Genomic DNA, 22025 nt, shown 5'->3' on the forward strand with positions numbered 1-22025 from the left:
TTACCGAAGTATCGGTATGACTGTCACAATGCGGCGGTGCACAGATCAACGGCCCCGTCCATCCTCCCCTCGGGCAGAACCCTCGGCCTCAGCCTCGCGCTGGTCTCCGCCTTCGCCTTCGGCGGCTCCGGTACGGCGGCCAAGCCGCTGATCGAGGCCGGTCTCTCCCCGCTGCACGTGGTGTGGCTGCGGGTCACCGGCGCCGCCGTGGCCCTCCTCCCGATCGCCTACCGGCACCGCGCCGCCGTACTGCGCCGCCCCGGCCTGCTGCTCGGCTTCGGCCTGCTCGCCGTGGCGGGCGTCCAGGCCTGCTACTTCGCGGCGATCTCCCGCATCCCGGTCGGCGTCGCCCTGCTCATCGAGTACCTCGGGCCGCCGCTGCTGATCGGCTACGTCAAGTTCGTCCAGCGCAAGCCGATCAGCCGGGGCGCGGCCATCGGCGCCGGCGTCGCGGTGGCCGGCCTGGCCTGCGTGGTCGAGGTCTGGAACGGCCTGAGCTTCGACGCCCTGGGCGTGCTGTTCGCCCTCGGCGCGGCCTGCTGCCAGGTCGGCTACTTCGTGCTCGCCGACGCCGGCCGCCACGGCGAGCGCCCGGTCGACCCGCTGGCCGTCAGCGCGTACGGGCTGCTCATCGGCGCCGTCCTGCTCACCGCCGTCACCCGGCCCTGGCAGGCCGACTGGGGCCCGCTCGGCGGCGACGTGGTGATGAACGGGCACACCCTGCCCGCGTTCGTCCCCGCCGTGTGGATGGTCCTGATCGCGACCGTGCTCGCCTACCTGACCGGCGTGATCTCCGTCGGGTACCTCTCGCCGCCGGTCGCCGGAGTGGTGGCCAACCTGGAGGCCGTGGTCGCCACCGTGCTGGCCTGGGTGCTGCTCGGCGAACACCTGGGGCTGCCGCAGATCGCGGGCGGTCTGCTGGTGCTGGCCGGGGCCTTCGCGGCTCAGGCGAGCACGTCGGGAGCGGAGGAGAAGGCCGGGGTCGCGGTGGACGCGGATCCCGTCCGTGCCGCCTCCGACGGGGCCCGCGACGGCTCCGACGGGCTTCGCGACGGGTCCGACGGGGCCCGCGACGGCCACGGCGCCCGGGAGCGGGTGGCCGCCGAGCGCGCGGTCAGCGGCCGGTCCAGCCGAACCAGTCGAGGTGATTGATCGGCCACACGACGCCCGCCACCGGGCCGACCACGTTGCTCACCGGCACGGCGCCGCCACCGGGGCCGCGCTGGTGGTAGCGGGAGTCGGCCGAGTCGCTGCGGTGGTCGCCCTCGACCCAGACGTAGCCCGCGGGCACCTTCACCGGACCGAAGTCCAGGCCCGCGCAGGAGTCGTCGCCGGCGTGCAGGTACGGCTCGTCCACCTTCCGCCCGTCGACGCTCAGGGTGGTGCCCTCGCACTGCACGGTCTGGCCGCCGGTCGCGATGACCCGCTTGACCAGGTAGTTGTCGTCCTTCGGCGGCACCAGCCCGACGAAGCTGAGCGCCGAGCTCACGGTCTTGGTGAACGGGTTCGGGTCGGTGGGCTGCGGCGGCAGCCAGCCACCCGGGTCCTTGAAGACCACCGGCTGCCCCGGCTCCGGCTCCCAGCCGGTCAGCGGCGCCAGCTTGTTCACGCCGACCCGGTCACCGATCCGCAGGGTGTTCTCCATCGAGCCGGACGGGATGGAGAACACCTGGAACAGGCAGGTCTTGATCAGCAGCGCGACCGCCAGGCCGACCACGACCATCGCCGGCAGCTCGATCCACCACGGCCGGGGACGGCGACCCGACCGGCCTGTACGGCCTGTACGGCCCGTCCCGTTCGGGCGGGTGGCCCGGCGCCCACCCGAACCGCGGGCCCGACGGCGGGCCTCGGCGCGACCGCCGGGTGCCTGGTGAGCGTGCGGGGCGTACGGGGAGTCCTGGGCATGCGGGGCGTGCGGGGCGTCCTGGGTGGCGGAATCGTCGGGAGCTCCGCTGGGCGTTGCGGGCAGGTTCACCGCCATCGTCGCTGCTCCACCTCTCCGGCTGGGGAAACCTGCACGCTACGCCAACCGTGGAGCCTGGCGAAATCGGGCATTTAGCCGTCACCGACATCGGCGGGTGCCTGCGCCGCGCTCCGAAAGTGCCCCAGGAGTGCGACCGGGAAGGCTCCGAGATCGCTCCGGAACCGTATCCAGGGGCCCTCCGGACTGGGCTCCCCTTCCCTCCGGCTCCCCTCGGGCGCCGCGGCTCCCCCTTCAGGCGCGGGCGATGGCCTCGTGGTGCCGGATGACCTCGGCGATGATGAAATTCAGGAACTTCTCAGCGAAGACCGGGTCGAGCTTCGCCCCGGCGGCCAGTTCGCGGAGCCGCTTGATCTGGTCCCGCTCGCGCGCCGGGTCGGCCGGCGGCAGCTTGTGCTCGGCCTTGAGCCGGCCGACCCGCTGGGTCGCCTTGAACCGCTCGGCCAGCATGTGGACCACCGCGGCGTCGATGTTGTCGATGCTCTCGCGCAGGCTGGTCAGCTCAGCCCGTACGGCGTCGTCGATCCCCTCGGACAGGCCGGCGTCGGGGGTCGTGGAGTGGTCCGTCATCGGGGCGGCTCCCGGTGTCTGCTGGGTGGGCGCCCGACCGTACGCCGGCCGGGCTCGGGCCCGGGCAAATCTAACAGGGCCCCCGCTCGGGCCCCGCACCGTTGAGCTGATCCGTCCACGATCCGGACAGCCGGCGGTGCCCTCGGGCACCCCGCCGGCACCCGGCGCCACCAGGGCCGTCGGGCGTCGTCCGGCGCGGCGTGACACGCCGGACCGGGCAGCGGGTTGCCCGTAGGCTGGTGCGTGCATGACCGGAAGTGACCGTTGAGCAGTCCCCCAGTAATGGAGGTACCGATCGTGGCAACCACCCGCACCGCTCGTACGGCCTGGGAGGGCAACCTCCTCCAGGGAAAGGGCCAGACGACCTTCGTCTCGTCCGGGATCGGCACGTATCCGGTGTCCTGGCCGGCCCGCGCCGAGCAGGCCAACGGGAAGACCAGCCCTGAGGAGCTCATCGCCGCCGCCCACTCGGCCTGCTTCTCGATGGCCCTCTCGGCCGGCCTGTCCGGCGCCGGCACCCCGCCCACCACGCTGGACACCCAGGCCGATGTCACCTTCCAGCCGGGCGAGGGCATCACCGGCATCCACCTGACCGTCACCGGCGACGTGCCCGGCCTGGACGAGGCGGGCTTCGTCAAGGCCGCCGAGGACGCCAAGGCCAACTGCCCGGTCAGCCAGGCCCTGACCGGCACCACCATCACCCTCACGGCGAAGCTGGCCTGACGCCCCGGCATCTTCCTCCACCGCCTCCGCTTCGTCTGCGCCTGTCCCACCCCGGCGCGCAACCGGCGCCCAGGGGCGCGGCTTCGGCGCACGCGCCCCTGGCGCACATCTCATGATGTGCACCGGGGGCGTCCGCACGTACCGACACCCATGATCACAAAGCGGGCGAATCACCCTGGCGGCGGTCACGGCGCGTTGCCGTCGCGGCCTATGATCGGCCGAAGCGCCCTGTCCTTCACGCGGGTCCCCACGCGACAGCGCCCCACGGCGGGCGCACCGCAGCGGACCGACTCCGAGGACCACGACAGAGCGCGGAGCCGGCCGCCGGAGTCCCGACTGACCGGCCGAACCATCGTCAAGCGTCAGCAGCGGACGGGAGCATGCCGTGCCGGGCCAGAACGAGGGGGCCGACGCGCACCACCCGGGCGTGCGGCACGAGGGATCACCACACCACCACCTCGCCGCGCCGGTCCTCGACCCGGCCGCCGGACCGGTCTCCGGTTCCGCCGCTGGGCTGGTCGCCGGTTCCACTACCGCCCGCGGCGCCTGCGGGACGCTGGAGGAGCCCGAGGTGCTGCTCTGCCCCACCTGCTCGGCGCCACTCACCGACGGCACGCACCGGGGCGCCACCGACGGGACCGACCGGGCGGACGGCGGCCCCGACCGGCTGCTGGCCGCGCTACGGGCCAGCGAGTCCCGGTTCCGGGCCGCCTTCTGCGACGCGGTCATCGGGATGGCCCTGATCGATCCCGAAGACCGGATCATCGAGGTCAACCCCGCCTTCGCCGCCCTGATCGGACGGAGCGTCGGCGAACTGGTCCGCACCCACCTGCACGAGATCATCGACCCGGAGGGCATGCCGGCCCGGCTGTTCCCCGAGCTCGTCCACGGTGAGCGGGAACGGTTCCGCGTGGAGAAGCAGCTCAAGCACCGTGAGGGCCACGAGGTCTGGAGCAAGGTCACCGTCTCGCTGATCCGGGACGGCGCCGGGCAGCCGCTCTACACCCTCGCACTGGTGGAGGACATCACCGAGCAGCGCCGGCTCGGCGACCGTCTGGAGTACCAGGCCCAGCACGACCCGCTGACCCGGCTGCCCAACCGGGCCTACTTCTTCGAACGGCTCGACGCCGCCTGCCTCACGGTGACCGAGGAGCCCACGCGTGGCGCAGCCGCCGACGGGAGCCGCCGGGTCGGTGTCTGCTACCTGGACCTCGACGGCTTCGCGGCGATCAACGAGGCCCTCGGCCACCACATCGGAGACCAGCTGCTGATCGCCGTCGCCGCCCGGCTGCGGCGCGGGCTCGACGGGCACGACACCCACCTGGTGGCCCGGATGGGCGGCGACGAGTTCGCCGTCCTGGTCACCGACAGCCTGGGCAGCGAGCAGCTGACCGAGCTGGCCGCCCGGATCCTGGAGGTGCTGGAACGTCCCTTCGACATCGCCGGGCACCGGCTGGTGATCACCGCCAGCGTCGGCGTGGTCGAGCGCTCCGTGCACGAGACCACCCCGACCGACCTGGTCAAGGACGCCGACGCCACCCTCTACTGGTCCAAGGCCGACGGCCGCGCCCGCTGGACCCTCTACGACCCGGACCGCGGCGCCCACCAGCTCACCCGCCAGCTGCTCGCCACCGCGCTGCGGCCGGCCCTGGAGCGCGGCGAGTTCACCATCGAGTACCAGCCGCTGGTCGGCCTGGCCGACGGCGCCGTGCACGGGGCCGAGGCCCTGGTCCGCTGGCGCCACCCCCGCTACGGGACGCTCTCGCCCGACCGGTTCATCCCGCTCGCCGAGGAGTCCGGCGCGATCGTGCCGCTCGGGAAGTGGGTGCTGGAGGAGTCCTGCCGCCAGGCCCGGCAGTGGCTCACCGAATTCCCGGACACCGAGACCTTCGTGAGCGTCAACCTGGCCGCCCGCCAGATCTGGGACTCCGACGTCGTCGCCGACGTCGCCCGGGCCCTCGAACACACCGGCCTGCCGGCCCGGCTGCTCCAGCTGGAGATCACCGAGAGCGCCCTGCTCGGCCCCGGCGGGCGCCCGCTGCAGGCCCTGCAGGCGCTCGCGGACATGGGGGTGCGGATCGCGATCGACGACTTCGGCACGGGCTACTCCAACCTGGCCTACCTCTCCCGACTGCCGGTGCACGTGCTGAAACTGGACGGCACCTTCATCGAGGGCTTCCGCGACCCCGCCCCCGCGGACCGCCCCGGCCTCCCCGAGCTCGGTACCCGCCGCAGCGACGCCGACGAGCAGATCGTCGGCGCGATGGTGCAGCTGGCCCACGCCCTCGGCCTGACCGTCACCGCCGAGGGCATCGAGAGCGCCGCCCAGGCCGAGCGGCTGCGGCTGACCGGCTGCGACACCGCCCAGGGCTGGTACTTCGCCCGACCGGGCGAGGCCGCGCTGGTCGCGGCCATACTCCGCGAGGGCCGCCCCGCCCTGGACGGGCGGTAGCGGCCGCCGTCGGGCGCCGGGCCTCGGTCGGGCCTCGGTCGGGCCGTACGCCTCCGCGATCAGGCCGTGGCCGTGGCAGTGGCTGTCAGGCAGTGGCCGTCAGGCGGTGGCTGTCAGGCCGTACGCCTCGGCGATCAGGCCGTAGGAGCGGAGGCGGGCCTCGTGGCCGTGGATGTGCGAGGTGACCATCAGCTCGTCCACCCCGGTCCGCTTGCGCAGGGCCTCCAGTCCGTCGGCGACCCGGCCCGGGTCGCCGAGCACGACGTTGTCGAGCCAGCTGTCGATGAAGTCCGCCTCGGCCGGGCTGTACGGGTACTGCTCGGCCTCCTCCGGGGTGGGGATCGGGCCCGGATTGCCGCGCCGCAGCCGGAGCATGCCGAGCGCGGCGGAGCGGGCGAGGCGGCGGGCCGAGGGCTCGTCGTCGGCGGCGACGGCACTCACACCGATCAGCGAGTACGGCTCGGCGAGCACGGCGGAGGGGCGGAAGGACGAGCGGTAGAGGTCCAGGGCCGGGAGGGTGTTGGCGCTGCTGAAGTGGTGGGCGAAGGCGAACGGGAGGCCGAGGCGGCCCGCGAGTTGGGCGCTGAAGCCGGAGGAGCCGAGCAGCCAGACCGGCGGGCGGCCCTCGCCCTTGGGCACCGCGGTCAGCCGGGCGTACGGGTGCCCGGCGGGGAAGTCGCCGTCGAGGAAGTGGGTCAGCTCGGCGAGCTGCTGCGGAAAGTCGTCCGCGCCTTCGGCGTTGCCGCGGCGCAGCGCGCGGGCGGTGGCCGGGTCGGTGCCGGGGGCGCGGCCGAGCCCGAGGTCGATGCGTCCGGGGTGCAGGGCTTCCAGCAGGCCGAACTGCTCGGCGATGGCCAGCGGGGCGTGGTTGGGGAGCATCACGCCGCCCGAACCGAGCCGGAGCGTCGTGGTGTTGGCCCCGAGGTGGGCGATCAGGACGGCCGGGGTCGAGCTGGCCACCCCGGGCATGCCGTGGTGCTCGGCCACCCAGAAGCGGTGGTAGCCCCACTGCTCGGCCTTGCGGGCCAGAGCGGTGGTGGCCGTCAGGGCCTCGGCCGGCGTGTAGCCGACGCCGACGGTGGCCAGGTCAAGGATCGAGAGCGGAGCGGGCGCCGCGCCGCGGGCGGTGCCCCGGATCGCCGCGCCGGCCGCCGGCTCGGTCCCGTGCTCCTGCTGGTCCTCGGTGGTCATGCCGTCCGCCCTCCTGGCTGTCCTTGAGCCGGCCTTCGTGTGGCGATCGCACGGGTCCGGGTGGGCCCGGCGGTCGCTGCTGCCGACCCGGGTCAACCACGGCCGGGGGCTCGCTGTTCCCGGGGGCCGGGTGTCGTTCGGTTCCGGTCCGGGCGCGTTTCGGCCATTCCGTTCGGGGCTACCGACCGACCGTTCGGCTGACGGAAAGCCATCGGACGGACACGGCTGGCGACTTCACGCCAGCGCCGGAAGTCGCCAGCGCCGGGGCTCGCGACGGCGGCCGGCGGCCGGCAGTCTGGTGATCAGGAGCGGATCGCCGAGCGGGGTCCGCACTCCACCAGCAAGATCGTCGGGCTGGACCAGCTCCGAACGATCACTGCGAGCCCCCGGCGCGGCACCCCGCCCCGGGGGCTCGTTCGATGTGCGGCAGCCTTCCTCCACAGGGGACGCCCCCCTGTGCCACCGGCCCGCGCGTGCGGCCCGGCAGCGCGACCGGCGGCCGGAACCCGCGGTCGTGATCTGCGGCATACCGGGGTGCTTCATGGCATGAAAAATCGAGGCGCTAGCGTTGACCCCTACAGCCACCTGCTCGCTCGGGCGGCGTGGAGGGAGTAAGGGCCTTGAACTTCGTGGCGGCGATCGGATCCTCGTGGATCTGCGCCCTGGCTCTGTTCGCCGTGCTCGGCGACGCCCTCCTCCCCTTCATTCCCAGCGGGACGCTGGTCATCCTGGCCGTACTCAAGACGGCGCAGATCAACGGGGCCCCGCTGCTGCTCGGCCTGGGCGTGGCAGTGGCCTCCTTCCTGGGCGACGTCCTCCTGCTCCACCTGGCGCGGCGCGGCGCCCCCATGCTGCACCGTCGGCTGGCCCGGCGCCCCAAACTCGCGGCCAGCGTGACCCGGGTCCAGGAGGCCCTGATCGAACGTCCGCACGGCGCCGCCGCCGCGATGGTGGTGATCGCGCGGTTCGTCCCGGCCGGACGGACCGTCCTCGACGTGGCCATCGGCCACTCCCCCGCCCATCCGCACCGCTTCCTGCACTGGTCGGCGCTGGCGGCACTGATCTGGGCCGCCTACATCGTGACGCTGGGCTGGCTGAACAGCCACTGGTTCAACACCGCCTGGCTGAGCCTCGTGGTCTCCTGCGCGGCGGCCACCGCGATCAGTACCGCGATCGCGCGGATGGTGCGCCGCAACCGGCGGCTTGCCGCGCTCTGACCGGCGCACCCCGGACGGCCGCCTTCGCCGGACCCCTGCCTTCGGGCCGCTCCGCCCATCAAGGGGCAAAAGTTTTCCCAAAAGGGCGATCAACCGGGCCGAACGCTGACGAACCCCCACTGAACCCGGGCAGACCGGCGGTAGCGTACTGCGCGGGCCGCGAGCAGTGCGAAGCGTCACAGGACGGCAACAGACGCCGAATCCGTGCAGCCCAGCCGCACGCGCCCGACGTGTTGAGAGTCGTCGGAGCTCGGCGACCTTGGAGGCCGTCGCAGCAACATGGCATGCTAACGGCGGAATACTCATCAAATTGCCCGATTTGACCGGTGCGGCCGCGGACCGCCCTCACCACCGGCATCGGCACCCAGGGGAGACCATGACCAGCATCTCGCGCAGGACGGTGCTCAGTGCAACCGCTGCGACCGCAGCCCTCGGCGCGGTCTCGGCCTGCTCCAGCAGCGGATCCGGTTCGGGCCAAGGCTCCACCTCTCCCGGCTCCGGCGGCACGGGTGCCACCCAGGGCGGCAGCACCGGCGGCCCGGCCCCCGTGGTGCCCAAGGGCACCCCGATCGGCGACGGCTCCAACGCCGACACCGGCCCCCAGCCGAACCAGCCCAAGCCCGAGAAGCTCAAGCCGGGCGAGCGGCCGCCGCAGTTCGTGGTGTTCTCCTGGGACGGCGCGGGCGGCACCGACGACGGCCAGTTCCCCCGCTTCCTGAAGCTGGCGGAGCAGTACAAGGCCACGATGACCTTCTTCCTCTCCGGGATCTACGCCCTGCCCAAGGGCAAGGCCGAGCTGTACCACCCGCCGAAGCACTCGGTCGGAGCCTCCGACATCCCGTACCTGTCGGACGGCGCGGTCAAGAGCACGCTCAAGCTCATCAGCCAGGCCTGGCTCGCCGGACACGAGATCGGCACCCACTTCAACGGGCACTTCTGCTCCAGCCGCCCGGACAAGAACGGGGTCAACATGTGGACCCCGGAGGACTGGCAGAGCGAGATCGACCAGGCCATCGGCTTCGTCACCCAGTGGCGGACCAACACCGGGTTCACCGACGTCGACCCGCTCCCCTTCGACTACAAGAAGGAGCTCATCGGCGGCCGCACCCCGTGCCTGGAGGGGCAGAAGGCGCTGCTGCCGACCATCGCCAAGCTCGGCTGGAAGTACGACGCCAGCTCCTCGGGCGGTCTTCAGATATGGCCGCAGAAGGTGCAGGACGGCAAGGTGTGGGACTTCCCGCTGCAGTCCATCCCGTTCCCCGGGCACACCTTCCAGGTCCTGTCGATGGACTACAACATCCTGGCCAACCAGTCCAGCGGCAGCACCAAGGGCGACCCGGCCAAGTACAACGACTGGCGCACCCAGGCCGCGAACTCCTACCTCGCGGGCTTCGAGCGCGCGTACAACAGCAACCGCGCGCCGTTCTTCGTCGGCAACCACTTCGAGCAGTGGAACGGCGGCATCTACATGGACGCCGTCGAGCAGGCGCTCAAGGAGATCGCGGGCAAGCCGGACGTCCGGCTGGTCTCCTTCAAGCAGCTCGTCGAGTGGCTGGAGGTGCAGGACCAGTCCACGCTGCGCAAGCTGCGCTCGCTCAACGTCGGGCAGGCGCCGGCGGGCGGCTGGGAGAGCTTCCTCGGCACGGCCGGCTGACGCACCGAGGGGCGGAGGCCCGCTCCCGGCCGGGAAGGGTACGGCCGGGAGCGGTAGGGCCGGGGGCGGTAGAGCCAGAGGCGGTACGGCCGGCGGGTGTTCGAACCCCGCCGGCCTTCGCCGTTCCCGGGCCGGGCCGGGCCGGACGGGCCTGGCCGGCTACCCCGCGGCGGGGGCGTCCGCGAGCAGGCTGCGGACGATGCGGTCGGCACCGGCCTCGCCCGAGAGGATCGAGTAGTGGTTGGTGCCAGGACCCTCGCACCCGGGCCAACGGCCGGATCGCCCTTCGGGGTTGGTCCGGCCGTTCTCATGCCGAATTCGCCGCAATAGCATCAATGCCCGCCACATTGGCCGGGAACCGTGGCATCTTCATGCTTGTGCGGTGAGCATCGCTCGGATTGGTTGCGATCACCGTGACGCTCGGGGAGAGTTGAGGAAGTCAAGGTCCCACGCGCCCGGAGGGGAAACCGGAAAGCGCATCGGGATCCGGCATTCGAGACCGCCGTACGGGCGCGCGACCGAACCGGGCGCACAGGTCGCACACACTGGATGCGTAGGACGACAGCCCCGGAAACTGCCTGGAAACCGCAGTTCAACAGGGGTTTTCCACCCGGACGGCGCCCAGGTCGGGACAACGCAAAGCCGAGCAATGCCCAGCAGAGCCGAGCAGCGAAGCAAGGCGCGGAACTCCGGGGGGAGCAGCCATGACCACGCCGTTCACACGGCGAAAGAACGCCGGAACGGCCCGCGGGCGAGGTACCGGGAGGCTCGACGAGGCCGCCGCCCTGAGCGAGTTACCGATACCCGAAGCCCCGTACGACTACGGCCACTTCAGCCGTCTCGCCGGCCCGGCGCACGACCCGGACGAGGACGACGACGACCTCGGCGGCGGGGTCTACTGCCCCGAGCCTTCCGGCCACCACCACGGGCCCGGGGCCCAGCCCGAGCCCCTCACCGAACCCGAACCCCCCGCCGCCCCCTACCGCGTCCGGTACCGCAGCCTGCTGCGCCGCGAGCCGCACCGGATCCGGGCCGTCCTGCTGCTGACGGCCGCCCCCGTGGTGGAGGCGGTGCTGCTGATCTGGCTGCTGCTGCCGGAGCACTGGCCGGAGCGGCTGGACGAGACGAACCCCCTGGTGCTGCTCGGCGACAAGGTGATGATCGGGATCATCGCCGTGGTCGAGGTGTTCCGGCTGGTCAACGTGGTCTCCAACACCCACGCGACCCTGGTCGCCCGCGATCCGATCCCCGTGACGCCGGAGCCGGGCACCCGGGTCGCGTTCCTCACCACCTGTGTGCCGGGCAAGGAGCCGCCGGAGATGGTCCGGACCACGCTGGCCGCGGCCCGCGCCGTGCGGCACGACGGACCGTACGAGATCTGGCTGTTGGACGAGGGAAACGATCCTGCAATGCGGGCGCTCTGCGCCGAGCTCGGCGTCCGCCACTTCACCCGCGCCGGGCGGCCGCACTGGAACCGCCCCAAGGGCCGGTTCCGGGCCAGGAGCAAGCACGGCAACTACAACGCCTGGCTCCAGGCGCACGGCGACGACTACGACTTCTGGGTGTCCGTCGACACCGACCACGTTCCGCTGCCGGACTTCTGCGAGCGCATGCTCGGCTACTTCCGCGACCCCGACGTGGCATTCGTGGTCGGGCCCCAGGTGTACGGGAACTACCGCAGCTCCGGCTCGGCCGTCACCACATTCTCCGAGAGCCAGCAGTACCTCTTCCACGCGCTCATCCAGCGCGCCGGAAACCGTTACGGCGCGCCCATGTTCGTCGGCACCAACAACGCCGTCAGAATCCGCGCGCTCCAGTCGATCGGCGGGTTGTACGACTCCATCACGGAGGACATGGCGACCGGCCTGGAGTTCCACCGGAGCCGGAACCCGGAGAGCGGAGAACGCTGGAAGTCCGTGTACACCCCGGACGTGCTCGCGGTCGGCGAAGGCCCGTCCTCCTGGACCGACTTCTTCTCCCAGCAACTGCGCTGGAGCCGGGGCACCTACGAGACCCTGCTCACCCAGTACTGGCGGGTGTTCTGGCGGCTCTCGCCGGGCCGGCTGCTCAACTACTCGCTGATGGTGGGCTTCTACCCGATGGCCGCGCTCACCTGGCTGCTCGGCGGTCTGTCCAGCGTGCTCTACCTGGGCTTCGGCGCCTCGGGCGTCCACGTCTCCTCCGAGATCTGGATGATGCTCTACAGCGACGCCGCCGCGCTCCAACTCCTGCTCTACACCTGGAACCGCAAGCACAACGTGAGCCCGCACGAGCCGGCCGGCTCCTCCGGGGTCGCCGGAATGGTGATGTCGGCACTCTGCGGCCCGATCTACGCGGCCTCGTTGCTGCAGGCGCTGGTGCGCCGCCGCAGCCGTTTCGAGGTGACACCGAAGGGCCGCTCGGCCAGCACCGACCGTCTCGGCACCTTCCGCTTCCACCTGTTCTGGACGCTGGTGTTCGGCGGCGCGCTCACCGCCTCCCACTTCACCGGCTACGACCACGTCGCGATGCGCACCTGGGCCTGGATCGCCCTGGCGCTGACCCTCCTGCCGATCCTGATCCTGGCCGGTGACGCCGTACGCCGCCGCCGCACCCGGCCGTCCGCCACCCTCACCGTCACCGGCGGCCCCGCGGCGACCCCGAACGTCCTCCTGGAGAAGCGCCGTCCGCGCCACGCCCGCGACCCCCGGGCGGTGCCGGCCGCCGGAACCGGACCGCACGCACGGACGGCACCGGAGCAGCCGCCGTTCACCCTCCCCGCACCCGACCGGGCCGGGAGCGGCACCCCCATCCACTGAGGGAGCAACCACCGTGAGGATCCACCAGACCGGCCGCACCAAGCGCCTCGCCCTCGGCAGCACCGTCGCGCTGGCGGTGGCCGGGATGAACGCGCCGGCCGTCCTCGGCTTCGCGAACCAGCAGTACCACCACTACGTGATCAACCGCCCCGAGTACAAGGCGCAGTACGGCCACTGGCAGACCCTGACGCTGCCCGCCGAGTTCCGGGTCAACGCCGTCCACGCCACCCTGCTGCGCACCGGCAAGGTCCTGATCGTGGCCGGCTCCGGCAACGACGAGAAGCAGTTCAACGCGGGCACCTTCAAGAGCCTGCTCTGGGACCCGGCCAAGAACACCTACAAGCTGATACCCACCCCGGCCGACATGTTCTGCGGCGGGCACACCTCGCTGCCGGACGGCCGGGTCCTGGTGGCCGGCGGCACCCAGCGGTACGAGAAGCTGACGGGCGTGGTGAAGAAGGCGGCCGGCGTCATGCGGGTGCGCAACGAGAGCCCGGAGCGCGACCGGGCCCTCCCGAAGGGCACCGTGTTCGTCGCCCCGAACGGCCGCGAGTACGCCAGCACCGTCCCGGTGACCGTCCCGGCCGCGACCAAGAGCGGCTCCGGCCCGCAGACCGTCGTCACCGCCGGCGAGCAGCACGTGTTCGTGGAAGCGGTCGGCACCGGACCCGACTACGTCGCCGGCTCCCCCGCCCAGTACCGGGTCAAGGGCCTGAGCGGCGCCGACGCCCACAACCTCTACGGGCAGAGCGACAAGCTGACCCTGGACAAGCAGGAGTACCAGGGCATCCGCTCCGCCTTCGAGTTCAACCCGGACACCGAGCTGTACGAGCCGGTCACCGACATGGCCTACGCCCGCTGGTACCCGACGCTGACCGGGCTCGGCGACGGCCGGGTGGTCACCGTCTCCGGGCTGGACGACACCGGCGAGATCCTCAACGGCAACACCAACGAGGTCTACGACCCGAAGAACAAGACCTGGGCCAAGGCACCCGACCACTACTTCCCGACCTACCCGGCGATCTTCCTCACCGCCTCCGGCAAGCTCTTCTACTCCGGCTCCAACGGCGGCTACGGCCCCGCCGACAAGGGCCGCGAGCCCGGCGTGTGGGACCTGTCGGACAACAGCTTCCAGCCCGTCCCCGGCCTGCGCGACCCGAGCCTGACCGAGACCTCCTCCTCGGTGCTGCTGCCGCCCGCGCAGGCCCAGAAGGTGATGGTCCTCGGCGGCGGTGGCGTCGGCGAGTCCCCGCTGTCCACGGCGCGCACCGACATCGCCGACCTCTCCGCCGCCAGGCCCTCCTTCACCCCGGGCCCGGACCTGCCGGCCGGCGGCACCCGCTACCTCAACAGCGTGATCCTCCCGGACGACACCGTCTTCACCACCGGCGGCTCCAGCGGCTACCGCGGCCGGGGCGACAGCGACCTGCTCAAGGCGCAGGTGTACCACCCGGATTCCGGCAGCTTCACCACCGCCGCCGAGCCGGCCGTCGGCCGCGACTACCACTCGGAGGCACTGCTGCTGCCCGACGGTCGGGTCGCCGTGCTCGGCTCCAACCCGCTCTTCGCCGACAAGGCCGAGACCCAGCCCGGCGGCTTCGAGCAGCGCATCGAGATCTACACCCCGCCCTACCTGTACCGCGGCGGCGACCGCCCGCAGGTGGGCACCGCGCCGCAGGCGGCGAAACTCGGCGGCACCGTCAGCGTCGGCACCTCCCGGCCGGACGCCGTCGCCACGGCCAAGCTGATCCGGCCGAGTTCGGTCACCCACGTAACGGACGTCGAGCAGCGCTCGGTCGCCCTGGACATCACCGCACGGACGGCGGACGGCGTCTCGCTCACCCTCCCCGGCAACCCCAACCTGCTGCCGCCGGGCTGGTACATGCTGTTCCTGACGGACACCGCCGGCACCCCGTCGGTCGCCCGCTGGATCCAGGTCACCGCGTGAGTCGGCGAGCCGGCGTGTCGGTGAGCCGGCTGCGTCGCCGAGCCGGCGACCCTGTCCGGTGCATCGCCGAGCCGGTGAGCCGGTGACCGTGTCCCGGCGCGCCGGGATCCCCGGCCTCAGCGCGCCGCCTGCGCCAGCCCGAGCGCGTACGGCAGCCAGAACTCGCCCGCCCGGGGCTCGCCGCGGCCGCAGTCGCCGTCCGACTCCCCCGGGTTCTTGATCCACAGGTAGGCGTCCACCCCGGCCCGGCCGGTGTCGGCGGTCGGCCGCTCGCCGAGGGCGCGCCCCGGCGGGTTGCACCAGGAATCGCCGCCCAGCGCGCCGTTGCCGCTGCGGCTGGTGTCGATGACGAAGTGCTTGCCGCCCAGCGCGGCCGAGAGCCGGGCGCCGTACGCCGCGTTCCGGTCGGTGTCGTAGAAGTTGGCGACGTTCACGGCGAAGCCGTCCGCGGCGGCGATGCCCGCCTTGCGCAGGGCGGCGGCCAGCTCGTCCGGGTCCTGCGCCCAGCCGGGGTTGCCCGCGTCCAGGTAGACCCGGACGTTCGGGCGCTTCTTCAACTCCTGCACGGCGAAGGCCAGCAGGCCGTACCGTTCGGCGGCCAGGTCGCCCTTGATGCTGCAGTTGTCCAGGGTGTGCGCGACGGCGTCCGGCTCCAGCACCACCCAGGCCCCGCGGTCGCCGAGGGCCTGCCCGACATCGGTGATCCAGGCCCGGTAGGCGGCGGCGTCGGGGGCGCCGCCGGCCGAGTACTGGCCGCAGTCCCGGTGCGGGATGTCGTACGCGACGAAGACCGCCGTCCGGCCTGCCTCGGCGGCCCGGCGGCTCACCTGCTCGGCGATCTCCTTGGCGCCCTGCTCACCGAGCCACTGCGAGGAGGGCTGGGAGGCGATCCGCAGCAGCGTGTCCGCCTCCGCCGTCCGGCCCTGACCGCGCAGCGCGGCCACCTGCCGGGCGGCGTTGGTCCGGTCGGAGACGTAGAAGGCCTGTCCGGGCAGCTGGGCGAGGCTCCCGGGCCCGTCGGCAGAGCCGGCTCCGCCGGAGGCTGAAACGCTGGAGGAGGAGGGCCCGGCGCCCGTACCGCTGCCGCCGCCCGTACCGCTACAGCCGGACACCGCCACCAGCACCCCGGCCAGCGCCGCCCCCACGGCCCACCGCGAGGCCCCCGCCCTCGCCCACCGAAACGTCGTCGCCCGCCTCAGCCCGTGCACGTACCGCCCCTCCCAGGACCGGTCCGACGACCGGACGGCACCAGCTAAGCACACCGGGGACCGGCCAACGGCCACCAGCGGTGAACGCCAAGTGGCCGTGGGTGAACGGGAGATCGGACCCGCCCGGCCCACGGCCACCCGACATCAGGACCCGCCCCCGACGGGCCCCGGCCCCGAACTCAGGCCTGCTTCAGGTTGGGCACCTGCCAGTCGATCGGCTCGCCGCCGAGGCTGTCCAGCGCGGCATTGATCTGCGAGAACGGACGGCTGCCGAAGAACAGCTTGGCGGACAGCGGCGACGGGTGCGCGCCCTGCACCACCACGTGCCGCTCGGTGTCGATCAGCGGGAGCTTCTTCTTCGCGTAGTTGCCCCACAGCACGAAGACCACCGGCTCCTCGCGCTCGCTCACCGCCTTGATCACCGCGTCGGTGAACTTCTCCCAGCCCTTCGCCTTGTGCGAGTTCGCCTCGTGCGCGCGGACCGTGAGCACCGCGTTGAGCAGCAGCACACCCTGCTCGGCCCAGTGCATCAGGTAGCCGTTGTCCGGGGCCGGGACGCCCAGGTCTGCGTCCAGCTCCTTGAAGATGTTGCGCAGCGACGGCGGCGTCTTGGTGCCGGGCAGCACCGAGAAGCTCATGCCGTGCGCCTGGCCGTTGTCGTGGTACGGGTCCTGGCCGAGCACCAGCACCCGGACCTTGTCGTACGGAGTGGCCTCCAGCGCGGCGAACTCCTGGCCGCTCGGCGGGAACACCTCGTGCTCCGCGCGCTGGGCGGCCACGAAGGCCGCCAGCTCGGCGAAGTACGGCTTCTCCGCCTCGGCACCCAGCACCCCGCGCCAGGACTCGGGCAGCTCCAGCCCGCCGCCCCCGCCGGCCTCGACCACGCCCGCCTCGACCGTGTCCGTCACGACATCTACCTCCCACACCGCGGCTGCTGCGCCGCACGCCCTCTTTCACCCCGAACGCTACACAGGCCCACCGACAACTCACTCCACAGGAGCGGACGCGGGCGCCGGAGCAGCGGCGGGAGTGGGAGTGGGTACGGGAGCAGGGGCAACAGTGGCCGCAGGAGCAGGGGCGGCTGCGGGAACCCGGGCGGCGGAACGCGAGGCGCGCTCCACCCGGAGGTGCTCCAGCACGTTGAGCGTCACCAGCAGCACCGCCAGCGTCGCCAGCACCACCAGGGCCGGCAGCCGCACCATCGCGGGCAGCAGCACCAGCACCACCACCGCCGCGATGATCCGGGTCGTCGCGACCTGACGGAACATCATCCAGCGCGTGTACCCGAAGGTCAGCAGGTACAGTCCGCATCCGCCGTACAGCAGCGTCACCGACCCCGGGCCGAGCGCCCGCCACGGGTCCGCGACCGTCTCCCCGAAGCCGACCGCCACCCCGATCACCCCGGCGACCAGCGCCAAGTGCCCGTACTGGAAGATCCGCCGGACCACGTCCCGGCGCGAGTCGGCGATCACCACCGCGTGCCGCATGGCGTCGGCCGCGTACACGAAGTACTGCCACCACAGGCCCGCCGAGATGGTGAACGCGACCGCGACGGCCGCGAGTTCGGCCCCGTCCAGCCGGGCGGAGGCCGCCGTGCCACCGATCCCGACGATCGACTCGCCGAGTGCCACCAGCAGGAACAGCGCGAACCGCTCCGGCATGTGCGCCGGGTGGTAGGCGACCCTCGCGAGCCGCCGCCGGAACAGCACCGGCGCGCCCAGGTCACAGAGCGCGGCCGTCGCCCACAGCACCAGGCGCGGCCCGTCCGGCAGCAGTCCGCCCGCCACCAGCAGCGGCCCGCTGACCAGCACACCCACCCCGTACGGGCCGCGCCAGACGCCCGGGATGCGGGCCAGCAGGAGCAGCAGCACCACCCGGGCCAGCCAGTACGCGGCGCCGAGCAGCGCGCCCCGCCGGCCGTACGCGCCCGGGATCGCGAGCGCCATGAACAGGCCTGCCAGACCGACCAGCAGGATGCCCAGGCGGTCCCGCACGTTGTCCACGTCCCGGATGTTGGCCTGCACGGTGGTGCCCACCCAGCACCAGTACACCGGCACGAACACCACCAGCGCCCGGACCAGGCCGGCCGCGTCGTGGTGGTGGTGCAGCAGGCCGGAGACCTGGGTGATCGCGAAGACGAAGACCAGGTCGAAGTAGAGCTCCGCCCAGGTGACCCGCTTCTCCTCCGGCCCCGCCGACTCCGGGCCCACCGCTTCCGGGCCCGCCGGTTCGGGGCCCCCTAGCTCCGGGTCCTGCAGCTCCAGGTCCCGTAGCTCCGGGTCCCGTAGCTTCGGGTCCGGTGATTCCCCCGTCGCACTCATCCGCGCCCTGCCTCCCCGCGAGCCGAAACGTACGAAGCGGGCCCCGCCCCGGCGAACGGCCGGAACGGGGCCCACGACAGCACCGCAGAGGCTAGACCAGCTCGACCAGGTCCGCGATCGAGTTGACCACGCGGGTCGGCCGGTACGGGAAGCGCTCCACGTCGGTGGCGGAGGTCAGGCCGGTGAGCACCAGGATGGTCTCCATGCCGGCCTCCATGCCCGCGACGATGTCGGTGTCCATCCGGTCGCCGATCATCACGGCGGTCTCGGAGTGGGCGCCGGCGGTGTTCAGGGCCTCCCGCATCATCAGCGGGTTGGGCTTGCCGACGAAGTACGGGTCGACGCCGGTCGCCTTGGTGATCAGCGCGGCGACCGAGCCGGTGGCCGGCAGCACGCCCTCGGGGGAGGGGCCGGTCTCGTCCGGGTTGGTGCAGATGAACCGGGCGCCCTGGTTGATCAGGCGGATCGCCTTGGTGAGCGCCTCGAAGGAGTAGGTGCGGGTCTCGCCGAGGACCACGTAGTCGGGGTTGTTGTCCGTCAGGACGTAGCCGGCCTGGTACAGCGCGGTGGTGAGCCCGGCCTCGCCGATCACGTAGGCGGTGCCGTTCGGGCGCTGGCTCTTGAGGAACTTCGCGGTGGCCAGGGCCGAGGTCCAGATGCACTCCTCCGGCACCTCGAGGCCCATCCCGGCCAGGCGGGCGCTGAGGTCGCGCGGGGTGTAGATCGAGTTGTTGGTGAGGACCAGGAAGGGCTTGCCGGACTCCCGCAGCCGGCGCAGGAACTCCTCCGCCCCGGGGATCGGTGTGCCCTCGTGGATGAGGACCCCGTCCATGTCGGTCAGCCAGGACTCAATGGGCTTGCGGTCTGCCACGTGCGTGTCTCCCGAAGTGTTGCAACGTCTTGGGTCGTGCGAGGGCCCTGACGCGGCACAGCCTAATCCGCACACCTGGCCGACGGCACCACGTCCCGCCCACCGGACCGTGCCGGCCAGGAGTCGGTCGGGAGTCGGTCGGGAGTCGGGAGCGCTCCCCCGTGGCCGTACACCAAACCGGGAGCAACCGGGCGCCTCGTGATTGAGTGGGCCGCATGAGCCCGCAGACCTCCCGCCCCCTGTCCGACCGGCCGTCGCCCGACCGGCCCCTGCCCGACCGGCCGTTGCGCGTCGGCCTGATCGGCTACGGCCTGGCCGGCTCCGCCTTCCACGCGCCGCTGATCGCCACCACACCGGGGCTGCGGCTGGACGCCGTGGTCACCGCCAACCCCGAGCGCCGCGAGCAGCTGGCGCGCGAACACCCCGACGCCCGCGCCGTGGACACCCCCGAGCAGCTGCTCGCCGACCCGGACGCGCTCGACCTGGTCGTCATCGCCTCGCCCAACCGCACCCACGCCCCGCTCGCCCGCGCCGCCCTGCGGGCCGGGCTGGCCACCGTGGTGGACAAGCCGCTGGCCGGCACCGCCGCCGAGGCGCAGGAGCTGTGCCTGCTCGCCGAGGAGCGTGGCGTCCTGCTGTCTGTCTTCCAGAACCGGCGCTGGGACGGCGACTTCCTCACCGTCGACCGCCTGGTGCGCGGCGGCGCGCTCGGCCGGGTGCACCGCTTCGAGTCCCGCTTCGAGCGCTTCCGCCCGAAGCCCAAGCCGGGCTGGCGCGAGCTGGCCGACCCGGCCGAGGTCGGCGGCACGCTGTACGACCTGGGCAGCCACCTGGTCGACCAGGCGCTCACGCTGTTCGGGCCGGTCGAGACGGTGTACGCGGAGATCGACGTGCGGCGCGACGGCGCGGTCGTGGACGACGACGCCTTCCTCGCCCTCACCCACGCCTCCGGCACCCGCTCGCACCTGTGGACCAGCGCCATCACCCCGCTGATCGGTCCCCGGCTGCGGGTGCTCGGCGACACCGCCGGGTACGTCAAGTCCGGCATGGATCCGCAGGAGGCCGACCTGCGGGCGGGCCTGCGCCCCGACGGCACGCACCCGTGGGGAGCGGACGAGCCCTCGCACTACGGCACCCTCGGCACCGACGAGTCCACGATCTCCCTCCCGACCGACCCGGGCGACTACCCCGCCTACTACGCGGGCATCGCCGCCGCCCTGGCCGACCCGGGCACCCCGCCCCCGGTCGACCCGCGCGACGCGGTGGCCACCCTCACCGTCCTGGAGGCCGCCCGCGCCTCCGCCGCGACCGGGACGACGGTCCGGCTGGACTGACGAGCGCTCCCGTCAGCCCCGGCGAACGCTTCCGCCGGGGCTGACGAACGCTCCCGCCTGGGCTGGCGAACGCCCCGTCGGAACCCTCCGGCGCCCGAACGCGACTCCTACGATGAGCGGACGAGCAGTCAGCGGGGGCGGCAGATCAGCGTCGAGGAACGCCACGAGCGCGAACAGGCCTGGCTCGTCGAACACCCGCAACCGCTGAACGACTACGACCCGTTCCGACACGTCGACGGCACCGGCGGCGGCGGTGACGGGCTCATCCTGCTCGTCCTCCACACCGTCCTCATCGGCCTGAACTCCGGCCTGCGCCGGCTGGTCCTCCGACTGGCCGACCGCCCGCGCTGGGCCGTCGCCGCCGCCACGGGCCCGACCGGGGCAAGGGCGGCCCGAACAACATCGTCCTGCTGCGCAGCCGCAGCCGGCGCAGGGCCCTGCGGTCCGCGGCCGCGCCCTCGCCGACCGGGTCGAACAGGACGGAACCGCCGCCCTCACACCCGCCGCCCTCACACCCCGATGACCTCCACCGCCGAACCCAGCCCCCGGAAGTCCGCCACATTGCGGGTGTACAGCGGCAGCCCGTGGGCGGAGGCCACGGCGGCGATCATCAGGTCGATCCGCCGCGGCCGCGGCTGCCGCCCGGCGGCGATGGTCAGGGTGACCAGCGTCCCGTAGCGGGCGGCGGCGGCCGCGTCGAAGGGCAGCGGGTCGAAATCGGCCATCGCCGCGCCCAGCACCTCCAGCCGGGCCGCCCGGCTGGCCGGATCCCGGGCCATCGACACGCCCTGCTGCAACTCCGCGAACGTGATAGCGGTCAGCTCCGGCACAACCGGCAGGTCCGCCGGACTGAGCAGCGCCAGGTCGATGTAGACACAGGTGTCCAGCACCCCGGCGGGCCGCCGCCGGGACGCCCTCCGGCGCTCAGCCACGCCGCCGCTCGAACGGGTCGTCGCCCTCGTCCCCCACCAGCTCCTCGGGCCCGAAGTCCTCCTCGGCCTCCTTGCGCATCTGCTGGTAGTCCACCCGCGGCAGCTTCACGTGCCGCGCCACCAGTTCCTCCGCCGTGAGCCGCCGCCGCCCGGACACCGGCCGCAACTCGGCGACCTCGACCCCGTTCCTGGTGATGTGGAAGATCTCCCCCGCCTCCACCGCATCCATCACCGCGGCGGAGTTGTTCCGGAACTCCCGCTGGGTAATCGTCTTCATGCCTTCCAAGGTAGCCCCGCGTAGCACCGATGGCTACACCTCGCGCATCCCTGCGAAAACCCCTCCTCCCCGCGCCCCGTCCGCTAGGTTCGACCACTGATCGTTCACACAGAGGGGGGCTTCTGTCATGGCCGACACCAGCGAGAAGGACCAGAATCCGTGGCTCTACGGCCAGGACGGTCCACCGACAACGGGACCGCTCACCCCACCCCGCACGACCGGCCCGTGGGCGAGCGCCACCGCCTCAGGCGCCCCCGTACTCGTGCAGCCCGCCGTGCTCCACCAGGCCGCCGGCGAAGCGCGACGGCTGCGCGGCGAGGTGCAGTCCTCCGTCAGCCGCGTCGAACCCGACACCGCCGCAGCCGTCCAAGCGCTGGCGGGCGGGTGGGCCGGCGGCCCCGCGCTGTCGCAGGCACTCACCTGGTGGAAAGGCCGCTGGACCAGCCTCGACAACCGGCTCGGCCTCACCGCCGACCGCCTGGACGCCACCGCCCGTAGCTACCACGCGACCGACAACTCCGCCGCCGCCGGCTTCAAGGGGCCGTGAA

At 72.7% G+C, this 22025-nt stretch carries 19 protein-coding genes; 9 read left to right on the forward strand and 10 right to left on the reverse strand.

Features of this window, described 5'->3' with window-relative positions; genetic code table 11:
- The first annotated feature begins 36 nt into the window (after positions 1–36).
- Positions 37–1152, forward strand: coding sequence for an EamA family transporter (locus ACZ51D_RS23960; RefSeq protein ID WP_465663488.1), 1116 nt, complete (start codon positions 37–39; stop codon positions 1150–1152).
- Here the strand turns inward: ACZ51D_RS23960 and lepB are convergent.
- Positions 1115–1723, reverse strand: a complete 609-nt coding sequence (lepB, locus tag ACZ51D_RS23965; RefSeq protein ID WP_465663489.1) for a signal peptidase I — start codon at positions 1721–1723, stop codon at positions 1115–1117. The two genes, ACZ51D_RS23960 and lepB, sit on opposite strands and share 38 nt — an antisense overlap.
- A 492-nt stretch (positions 1724–2215) precedes the next feature.
- On the reverse strand, positions 2216–2551 hold the full coding sequence (locus ACZ51D_RS23970; protein ID WP_030060240.1) for a chorismate mutase: 336 nt from the start codon (positions 2549–2551) through the stop codon (positions 2216–2218).
- 297 nt (positions 2552–2848) lie between these two features.
- Here ACZ51D_RS23970 and ACZ51D_RS23975 point away from each other — a divergent pair, with 297 nt between their 5' ends.
- Both ACZ51D_RS23975 and ACZ51D_RS23980 read left to right on the forward strand, forming a co-directional pair.
- Positions 2849–3274, forward strand: a complete 426-nt coding sequence (locus ACZ51D_RS23975; RefSeq protein WP_465620510.1) for an OsmC family protein — start codon at positions 2849–2851, stop codon at positions 3272–3274.
- Positions 3275–3845: 571 nt separating this feature from the next.
- Positions 3846–5726, forward strand: a complete 1881-nt coding sequence (locus ACZ51D_RS23980; RefSeq protein ID WP_465620611.1) for a putative bifunctional diguanylate cyclase/phosphodiesterase — start codon at positions 3846–3848, stop codon at positions 5724–5726.
- Positions 5727–5825: 99 nt separating this feature from the next.
- Here the strand turns inward: ACZ51D_RS23980 and ACZ51D_RS23985 are convergent, their stop codons facing one another.
- Positions 5826–6917, reverse strand: a complete 1092-nt coding sequence (locus tag ACZ51D_RS23985) for an LLM class flavin-dependent oxidoreductase (RefSeq protein WP_465620508.1) — start codon at positions 6915–6917, stop codon at positions 5826–5828.
- Between the two features lie 629 nt (positions 6918–7546).
- Between ACZ51D_RS23985 and ACZ51D_RS23990 the strand changes: the two genes are divergently transcribed.
- The 4 genes from ACZ51D_RS23990 (at position 7547) to glxA (ending at position 14534) form a co-directional block, all read left to right on the forward strand.
- Entirely contained in the window at positions 7547–8134 is a 588-nt protein-coding gene (locus ACZ51D_RS23990) for a DedA family protein (protein ID WP_465620609.1), read from the forward strand.
- A gap of 376 nt (positions 8135–8510) precedes the next feature.
- Positions 8511–9788: a polysaccharide deacetylase family protein gene (locus ACZ51D_RS23995; RefSeq protein WP_360497058.1), complete on the forward strand. Its 1278-nt coding sequence runs from the start codon at positions 8511–8513 to the stop codon at positions 9786–9788.
- A 704-nt stretch (positions 9789–10492) separates the two neighbouring features.
- Positions 10493–12586 carry a glycosyltransferase family 2 protein gene (locus ACZ51D_RS24000; protein ID WP_465663490.1) on the forward strand — a complete coding sequence of 698 codons (2094 nt, stop codon included), beginning with the start codon at positions 10493–10495 and terminating at the stop codon, positions 12584–12586.
- A 13-nt stretch (positions 12587–12599) separates the two neighbouring features.
- Positions 12600–14534: a radical copper oxidase GlxA gene (glxA, locus tag ACZ51D_RS24005; protein WP_465663491.1), complete on the forward strand. Its 1935-nt coding sequence runs from the start codon at positions 12600–12602 to the stop codon at positions 14532–14534.
- A gap of 116 nt (positions 14535–14650) precedes the next feature.
- On the opposite strand, the gene ACZ51D_RS24010 is transcribed toward glxA, so the two are convergent.
- The 4 genes from ACZ51D_RS24010 to ACZ51D_RS24025 form a co-directional block, all read right to left on the reverse strand.
- A complete protein-coding gene (locus ACZ51D_RS24010; RefSeq protein ID WP_465663492.1) occupies positions 14651–15679 on the reverse strand; it encodes a glycoside hydrolase family 6 protein in 1029 nt (342 codons plus the stop codon).
- A 242-nt stretch (positions 15680–15921) separates the two neighbouring features.
- Complete coding sequence (locus ACZ51D_RS24015) at positions 15922–16650, reverse strand: uracil-DNA glycosylase (RefSeq protein ID WP_465663493.1); 729 nt, start codon at positions 16648–16650, stop codon at positions 15922–15924.
- A 78-nt stretch (positions 16651–16728) separates the two neighbouring features.
- Positions 16729–18063: a low temperature requirement protein A gene (locus ACZ51D_RS24020; RefSeq protein ID WP_465663494.1), complete on the reverse strand. Its 1335-nt coding sequence runs from the start codon at positions 18061–18063 to the stop codon at positions 16729–16731.
- A gap of 91 nt (positions 18064–18154) precedes the next feature.
- Positions 18155–18934, reverse strand: coding sequence for an HAD-IIA family hydrolase (locus ACZ51D_RS24025; protein WP_360497044.1), 780 nt, complete (start codon positions 18932–18934; stop codon positions 18155–18157).
- A 215-nt stretch (positions 18935–19149) separates the two neighbouring features.
- On the opposite strand from ACZ51D_RS24025, the gene ACZ51D_RS24030 reads away from it, so the two are divergent.
- A complete protein-coding gene (locus ACZ51D_RS24030; protein ID WP_465663495.1) occupies positions 19150–20268 on the forward strand; it encodes a Gfo/Idh/MocA family oxidoreductase in 1119 nt (372 codons plus the stop codon).
- 12 nt (positions 20269–20280) lie between these two features.
- On the opposite strand, the gene ACZ51D_RS24035 is transcribed toward ACZ51D_RS24030, so the two are convergent.
- The 3 genes from ACZ51D_RS24035 to ACZ51D_RS24045 form a co-directional block, all read right to left on the reverse strand.
- A complete protein-coding gene (locus ACZ51D_RS24035; RefSeq protein WP_465620494.1) occupies positions 20281–20550 on the reverse strand; it encodes a hypothetical protein in 270 nt (89 codons plus the stop codon).
- A gap of 227 nt (positions 20551–20777) precedes the next feature.
- Positions 20778–21200, reverse strand: coding sequence for a type II toxin-antitoxin system VapC family toxin (locus tag ACZ51D_RS24040; RefSeq protein ID WP_360497036.1), 423 nt, complete (start codon positions 21198–21200; stop codon positions 20778–20780).
- Complete coding sequence (locus ACZ51D_RS24045; protein ID WP_360497034.1) at positions 21193–21477, reverse strand: type II toxin-antitoxin system Phd/YefM family antitoxin; 285 nt, start codon at positions 21475–21477, stop codon at positions 21193–21195. Before ACZ51D_RS24045 ends, ACZ51D_RS24040 begins: the two co-directional genes overlap by 8 nt.
- A gap of 127 nt (positions 21478–21604) precedes the next feature.
- On the opposite strand from ACZ51D_RS24045, the gene ACZ51D_RS24050 reads away from it, so the two are divergent.
- Positions 21605–22024: a WXG100 family type VII secretion target gene (locus ACZ51D_RS24050; RefSeq protein WP_465620492.1), complete on the forward strand. Its 420-nt coding sequence runs from the start codon at positions 21605–21607 to the stop codon at positions 22022–22024.
- Position 22025: the final 1 nt, after the last annotated feature.

It is taken from the genome of Kitasatospora sp. NPDC033851 (genome assembly GCF_055576085.1).

What these genes read in the sequence shown, in the direction of transcription:
- lepB (WP_465663489.1), bottom strand. Translation starts at nt 1,723, where the DNA reads ATGGTCGTGGTCGGCCTGGCGGTCGCGCTGCTGATCAAGACCTGCCTG.
- ACZ51D_RS23970 (WP_030060240.1), bottom strand. Translation starts at nt 2,551, where the DNA reads ATGACGGACCACTCCACGACCCCCGACGCCGGCCTGTCCGAGGGGATC.
- ACZ51D_RS23985 (WP_465620508.1), bottom strand. Translation starts at nt 6,917, where the DNA reads ATGACCACCGAGGACCAGCAGGAGCACGGGACCGAGCCGGCGGCCGGC.
- ACZ51D_RS23995 (WP_360497058.1), top strand. Translation starts at nt 8,511, where the DNA reads ATGACCAGCATCTCGCGCAGGACGGTGCTCAGTGCAACCGCTGCGACC.
- ACZ51D_RS24000 (WP_465663490.1), top strand. Translation starts at nt 10,493, where the DNA reads ATGACCACGCCGTTCACACGGCGAAAGAACGCCGGAACGGCCCGCGGG.
- ACZ51D_RS24020 (WP_465663494.1), bottom strand. Translation starts at nt 18,063, where the DNA reads ATGAGTGCGACGGGGGAATCACCGGACCCGAAGCTACGGGACCCGGAG.
- ACZ51D_RS24030 (WP_465663495.1), top strand. Translation starts at nt 19,150, where the DNA reads ATGAGCCCGCAGACCTCCCGCCCCCTGTCCGACCGGCCGTCGCCCGAC.
- ACZ51D_RS24045 (WP_360497034.1), bottom strand. Translation starts at nt 21,477, where the DNA reads ATGAAGACGATTACCCAGCGGGAGTTCCGGAACAACTCCGCCGCGGTG.
- ACZ51D_RS24050 (WP_465620492.1), top strand. Translation starts at nt 21,605, where the DNA reads ATGGCCGACACCAGCGAGAAGGACCAGAATCCGTGGCTCTACGGCCAG.